A 4,865-nucleotide genomic window follows, 5' to 3' on the forward strand; every position below is an offset into this window, starting at 1 on the left:
GCGTTGAACCTTGAAAATTAAACAGCAAGCCAACGTTAATATACTTTGAGTGTTAAAACTTAAAAGTAATTATAGTTTAAAGCTTATATTAAATAATATGAGTCAAATTCAAATTCTTTATATGGAGAGTTTGATCCTGGCTCAGGACGAACGCTGGCGGCGTGCTTAACACATGCAAGTCGAACGGTCTACCTCGACAGAAACCTTCGGGTTGACGACGAGATCTAGATAGTGGCGGACGGGTGAGTAACACGTGAATAATCTGTCCTCAAGTCCGGGATAACCTGGCGAAAGTCGGGCTAATCCGGGGTAAGCTGAGAGTGTGGCATCACACAATCAGAAAAGGTGGCTTTAGCCATCGTTTGAGGAGGAGTTCGCGGTAGATTAGCTAGCTGGTGAGGTAATGGCTCACCAGGGCAACAATCTATAGCTGGTCTGAGAGGACGATCAGTCACACTGGAACTGAGACACGGTCCAGACTCCTACGGGAGGCAGCAGTGGGGAATCTTCCACAATGGGCGAAAGCCTGATGGAGCAACGCCGCGTGAGTGAAGAAGGTCTTAGGATTGTAAAGCTCTGTCCTTAGGGAAGAACCGTGGGTATAGTAAATGCTACCCACCTGACGGTACCTTTGGAGGAAGCACTGGCTAACTACGTGCCAGCAGCCGCGGTAATACGTAGAGTGCAAGCGTTGTCCGGAATTATTGGGCGTAAAGGGTACGCAGGCGGATAATCAAGTCAAGCGTGAAAGGTGTCGGCTTAACCGACAGACTGCGTTTGAAACTGGTTATCTTGAGTGTAACAGAGGAGAGTGGAATTCCTAGTGTAGTGGTGAAATACGTAGATATTAGGAAGAACACCAGTGGCGAAGGCGACTCTCTGGGTTAACACTGACGCTGAGGTACGAAAGCTGGGGGAGCGAACGGGATTAGATACCCCGGTAGTCCCAGCCGTAAACGATGGATACTAGGTGTTGGAGGTTCGAATCCTTCAGTGCCGGAGTTAACGCATTAAGTATCCCGCCTGGGGATTACGATCGCAAGATTGAAACTCAAAGGAATTGACGGGGGCCCGCACAAGCGGTGGAGCATGTGGTTTAATTCGAAGCAACGCGAAGAACCTTACCGAGAATTGACATCCCGTGACCATCTATGAGAGTAGAGTTTGGCACTTAGTGCCACACGGAGACAGGTGGTGCATGGCTGTCGTCAGCTCGTGTCGTGAGATGTTGGGTTAAGTCCCGCAACGAGCGCAACCCCTGTTCTTAGTTGCCAGCGAGTAATGTCGGGGACTCTAAGAAGACTGCCGGTGAAAGTCGGAGGAAGGTGGGGATGACGTCAAGTCCTCATGCCCTTTATATCTCGGGCTACACACGTGCTACAATGGCTGATACAGAGGGGAGCAAAGCCGCGAGGTGGAGCAAATCCTTTAAAATCAGTCCCAGTTCGGATTGCAGGCTGCAACTCGCCTGTATGAAGTTGGAATCGCTAGTAATCGCAGGTCAGCATACTGCGGTGAATACGTTCCCGGGCCTTGTACACACCGCCCGTCACACCAATCGAGTTGGATGCACCAGAAGTCATCTGCGGATGCCAAAGGTGTGTCCGGTAAGAGGGGTGAAGTCGTAACAAGGTAGCCGTACCGGAAGGTGCGGCTGGATCACCTCCTTTCTAAGGAGAGAACGTGAGCTTGCTGTTTAATTTTGAAGGTTCTATTTGGAATCTTCTATAATAATATATAAAAGAAGTAAGAGGTAAGAGATCGGAAGTAAGAATCCTGATCCAGGATTTTAACTTACATCCGACATCTGACATCCTATTTCTTAAAAAACTGTACATTGAAAAATGCATATAGGAAATAAATTGATTAAGCTAGAAAGAGCTTATGGTGGATGCCTTGGCATTCAGAGTTGAAGAAGGACGCGACCGGCTGCGAAAAGCCGTGGGGAGCTGCTAAATAAGCGTAGATCCGCGGATATCCGAATGGGGCAACCCACCAGTGTGGAGCACTGGTATTATGTGGTGAAATAAGTAGCCATGTAAGAACAAGCAGGAGAACTGAAACATCTTAGTACCCTGAGGAAAAGAAATCAAAACGAGATTCCCTTAGTAGCGGCGAGCGAAGGGGGAAGAGTCCAAACACATTAAGTGTAAGTCTGTAGACGTTGCTTAATGTGGGTGTAGGATAGACTGTCTAAAGGCTACAGCCTTTGGCTGACTTAAATTTTTTACCGAGTCGAATGAGCTGGAAAGCTCAACCGTAGGAGGTAATAGTCCTGTAGACGAAAGGTAGAAGAAGTCAGAGAATTATCCAGAGTATCACGAGACACGAGAAACCTTGTGAGAATATGGGAGGACCACCTTCCAAGACTAAATACTCCTGAATGACCGATAGTGAACAAGTACCGTGAGGGAAAGGTGAAAAGAACCCCGGAAGGGGAGTGAAATAGAAACTGAAACCATAAGCTTACAACAAGTAGGAGGGCTATTATAAAGCCTGACTGCGTACTTTTTGTATCACGGACCGGCGAGTTACTAATCGTAGCGAAAGGTTAAGTCATAGAGATGAAGCCAGAGCGAAAGCGAGTCTGATAAGGGCGGAAGTTATGATTAGTAGACCCGAAACCGAGTGATCTATCCATGACCAGGGTGAAGCGGGTGTAAGAGCCTGTGGAGGCCCGAACCCACTTATGTTGAAAAATGAGGGGATGAGTTGTGGATAGGGGTGAAAGGCCAATCGAACTCGGAGATAGCTGGTTCTCCTCGAAATAGCTTTAGGGCTAGCCTCGATGTAAGAATTAAGTGGTTGTAGAGCACTGATTGGACAAGGGGCCCAACAAGGTTACCAAATCCATTCAAACTCCGAATGCCATTTAATGTTCATCGGGAGTCAGACTATGTGGGATAAGCTTCATAGTCGAAAGGGAAAGAGCCCAGACCACCAGATAAGGTCCCAAAGTATATGCTAAGTGGAAAAGGAAGTGAGATCGCACAGACAACCAGGATGTTGGCTTAGAAGCAGCCACTCATTTAAAGAGTGCGTAATAGCTCACTGGTTAAGCGGTTTCGCGCCGAAAATGTAACGGGGCTAAAGCATATCACCGAAGCTGTGGATTTATGATTATATTTATATGATTGTAAGTGGTAGAGGAGCATTCTGTACGGAGCGAAGCTGTACCGGAAGGAGCAGTGGACTGTACAGAAGAGAGAATGCCGGTATGAGTAACGAAAAAAGGAGTGAGAATCTCCTTCGCCGAAAGTCTAAGGATTCCTGGGGAAGGCTCGTCCTCCCAGGGTTAGTCGGGACCTAAGCCGAGGCCGAAAGGCGTAGGTGATGGAAAATCTGTAAAGATTCAGATACCACTGTAAGTTGATTGAGTGAAGTGGGGACGCGGCAAAGAGAGTGGAGCGTGTGACTGGAAGAGCACGTATAAGCCAGAAAGTTAGGGTAAGGAGGCAAATCCCTTTACCCGTTAATAGCTGCTGGTGATGTGGAGCCAAAAGAGGCGAAGCCACTTAATGAGCCGCCAAGAAAAACCACTAACGAGATTTACAGTGCCCGTACCGCAAACCGACACAGGTAGACGGGAAGAGAATTCTAAGGCGCGCGAGAGAACCCTTGTTAAGGAACTCGGCAAAATGACCCCGTAACTTCGGGAGAAGGGGTACCCATTAGCATTAGCTAGTGGGTCGCAGTGAAAAGATCCAAGCGACTGTTTATCAAAAACACAGGTCTCTGCTAAGTCGTAAGACGAAGTATAGGGGCTGACGCCTGCCCGGTGCTGGAAGGTCAAGGAGAAGGCTTAGTGCTTATGCACGAAGGTCTGAACCTAAGCCCCAGTAAACGGCGGCCGTAACTATAACGGTCCTAAGGTAGCGAAATTCCTTGTCGGGTAAGTTCCGACCTGCACGAATGGCGTAACGACTTGGATGCTGTCTCAACAAGGGACTCGGTGAAATTAAATTGCCTGTGAAGATGCAGGCTACCTGCGACAGGACGGAAAGACCCCGTGGAGCTTTACTGCAGCCTGATATTGGGTTTTGATGTAGAATGTACAGGATAGGTGGGAGACTTTGAAGCTGGCATGCTAATGTCAGTGGAGTCGCTGGTGGGATACCACCCTTTCTACAGCGGAATTCTAACTGGAGGCCATAAACTGGTCACAGGACATTGTCAGGCGGGCAGTTTGACTGGGGCGGTCGCCTCCCAAACAGTAACGGAGGCGCTCAAAGGTTCCCTCAGTGCGGATGGAAATCGCACGAAGAGTGTAAAGGCAGAAGGGAGCTTAACTGCAAGACAGACAAGTCGAGCAGGTACGAAAGTAGGACTTAGTGATCCGGCGGTATAGTGTGGAATTGCCGTCGCTCAACGGATAAAAGTTACCCCGGGGATAACAGGCTTATCTCCCCCAAGAGTTCACATCGACGGGGAGGTTTGGCACCTCGATGTCGGCTCATCGCATCCTGGAGCTGAAGCAGGTTCCAAGGGTTTGGCTGTTCGCCAATTAAAGCGGTACGCGAGCTGGGTTCAGAACGTCGTGAGACAGTTCGGTCCCTATCCGTCGCAGGCGGAAGATACTTGAGAAGAGCTGTCCCCAGTACGAGAGGACCGGGATGGACACACCGATGGTGAATCAGTTGTTCCACCAGGAGCATAGCTGAGTAGCTAAGTGTGGAAAAGATAAGCGCTGAAAGCATCTAAGCGTGAAACAGACTTCAAGATTAGGTATCTCACTTTGTTAAGAAGGTAAGATCCCTTAAAGATGATAAGGTAGATAGGCCAGAGGTGTAAGTGTAGTAATACATTAAGCTAACTGGTACTAATAGATCGAGGGCTTAATCATTATTTCCTATATGTATCTTTGA

2 rRNA genes are annotated in these 4,865 nt (G+C 48.4%); both read left to right on the top strand.

What is annotated here, in order from left to right:
- Nucleotides 1–118 precede the first annotated feature (118 nt).
- Nucleotides 119–1,670 (top strand): 16S ribosomal RNA (locus C7958_RS15325).
- 194 nt (nucleotides 1,671–1,864) lie between these two features.
- A 23S ribosomal RNA gene (locus C7958_RS15330) occupies nucleotides 1,865–4,843 on the top strand.
- The 16S and 23S rRNA genes sit together here, the layout of an rRNA operon.
- The last annotated feature ends 22 nt before the right edge of the window (nucleotides 4,844–4,865 follow it).

The organism is Halanaerobium saccharolyticum (assembly GCF_003259895.1).
Taxonomy (GTDB): domain Bacteria; phylum Bacillota; class Halanaerobiia; order Halanaerobiales; family Halanaerobiaceae; genus Halanaerobium; species Halanaerobium saccharolyticum_A.